Genomic DNA, 1,816 nt, shown 5'->3' on the forward strand with positions numbered 1-1,816 from the left:
AGTCCACCGCCGCGCCGTGATGGCCCGAGAAGGCCGAGACCGCTATGCCGGTGCCGCCGAGCGCCGAGCCCACCGGACCGCGCCCGAGGTCGGGGATGTCGGCGGCCTTGAGGCGCGCCGGCCGGAAACCCTCCTTGGCATAGCTGACATAGCCGTAGCCATAGGGCATCGCCGAGACCACCGCGTCCGCCCGGGCCATTGCCTCGGAGGCCGCGATCGGGTCCATGGCGAAGTTCGAGGGCTCGATCAGCGCGGCCAGCTCCCGCAGCCGCTCGAACACGGCGATCCCCGCCGCGCCCTCGATCAGCTCGCCCGGCCCGGTATGGCAGGGCGTCCCGAGTCCGCCGGCAATGGTGAAAAAGCACATCAGGCTGTGCGGGGCCAGCAGCGGCAGCACCAGTTCGCCGGCCTTGCCGAGTTCGATCACGTCCTCCCAGCTGCGGGCCGGCGCGACCCGGTCGGGACGGTAGAGCTGCACCTGCGCCGCCGCATCGATCGGCAGCGCCCATTGCCGCCCGCCCCACTGGTAGCTCCCGAACGAGCCGCCGACATCGCCCGCCGCGATCGCCGCGAGGTCGGCCTCGCGGCCGCGCTCGTCGAGAGGCGCGAGGCAGGCCTCGGCGGTAATCTGCCCCACATGCGGGTGATCGATGACGATCAGGTCGTAGGCGCGCGCCAGCTCGTCGACCGGAAAGGTCTCGAAATCCTGCAGCGAACGCTTGTCCCAGCTGATCTCGACCCCGGTCTGCTGCTGCCACGCCCGCGCCGTCGCCACCATCGGGTCGAACCCGCGCGGATGGCTCCAGGTCATGCCGCGCAGGGTCGTCACAGCCCGAACTCCTCGCGGATCGCCCTGGACTGCTCGCCGATCAGCGGCGCGGCGCGATGTGTGCGCGAGCGCTGCCCGTCGACCCGGATCGGCGAGCGCGTGGTCTCGATGGACACCCCGTCGAAGCGGCGCACCGTCTGCAGCATGTCGAGCACCCTGAACCCCTCGCTGGCCAGCAGCTCCGGCCATTCCAGCACCTTGGCGCACCAGATGTCCGCCGGCTCGAGCAGCGCCAGCCAAGCCGAGGTGGGGCGTGTCGCCAGCCGCTCCGCGATGATCGCCTTGATCGTGTCGCGCTCGGTGAACCAGCTCCCGGGCGTATCTCGGTAGGGCGCCAGCGCCGGCAGCTCGAGCAGGTCGGCAATCCTGCCCAACGGCGTCATCGCCAGCGCCAGGTGGCCGTCGGCGGTCGGATAGACGCCGTAAGGGGCCGAGAGGTACGCGTGCGCCGAGCGGAAGCCGGCCCGCCGCGGCTTCCGCCTCCCGTCGTTGAGATGGGTGGTCAGCACCTCGAACTGGAAGTCGACCAGCGCCTCGAGCAGCGAAGTCTCGATATGCGCCCCCTCGCCGGTACGGCCGCGCCGGACCAGCGCCGCCAGCACGCCCTGCGCCACCGCCGCGCCGGCCAGCATGTCGGCGATGGCGAGCCCGAACGGCACCGGCCCCTGGTCGGCATCGCCATTGAGCCACATCACCCCGGACCGCGCCTGCGCCAGCAGGTCCTGCCCCGGCCGCTCGACCCACGGTCCCGCGCTGCCATAACCGGTTATCGAGGCATAGACGATGTCCGGGTTGAGCGCCTTGACCGCCGTATAGTCGAGCCCCAGCCGCTCGATCACCCCGGGGCGGAAGTTCTGCAGCACGATATCGGCGCGGGCCAGCAGCTTCTTCAGCGCCGCGACGTCGTCGGGGCTCTTCAGGTCCAGCGCCAGGCTCTCCTTGGAGCGGTTGATGGCGTGAAAGATCGTCGAATCGCCGCCGATCTCG

2 protein-coding genes are annotated in these 1,816 nt (G+C 71.0%); both read right to left on the bottom strand.

Features of this window, described 5'->3' with window-relative positions:
• The coding region (locus ACE3TU_RS22015) for a carbohydrate ABC transporter substrate-binding protein (protein ID WP_374627993.1) at nt 1-811 on the bottom strand (811 nt) is incomplete at its 3' end.
• Between the two features lie 14 nt (nt 812-825).
• Nucleotides 826-1,816, bottom strand: a 991-nt coding sequence (locus ACE3TU_RS22020; RefSeq protein ID WP_374627992.1) for a CaiB/BaiF CoA transferase family protein, incomplete at its 5' end; no start/stop codon positions are given.

Origin of the sequence: Devosia sp., assembly GCF_041917035.1 — a bacterium.
Taxonomy (GTDB): Bacteria; Pseudomonadota; Alphaproteobacteria; order Rhizobiales; family Devosiaceae; genus Devosia_A.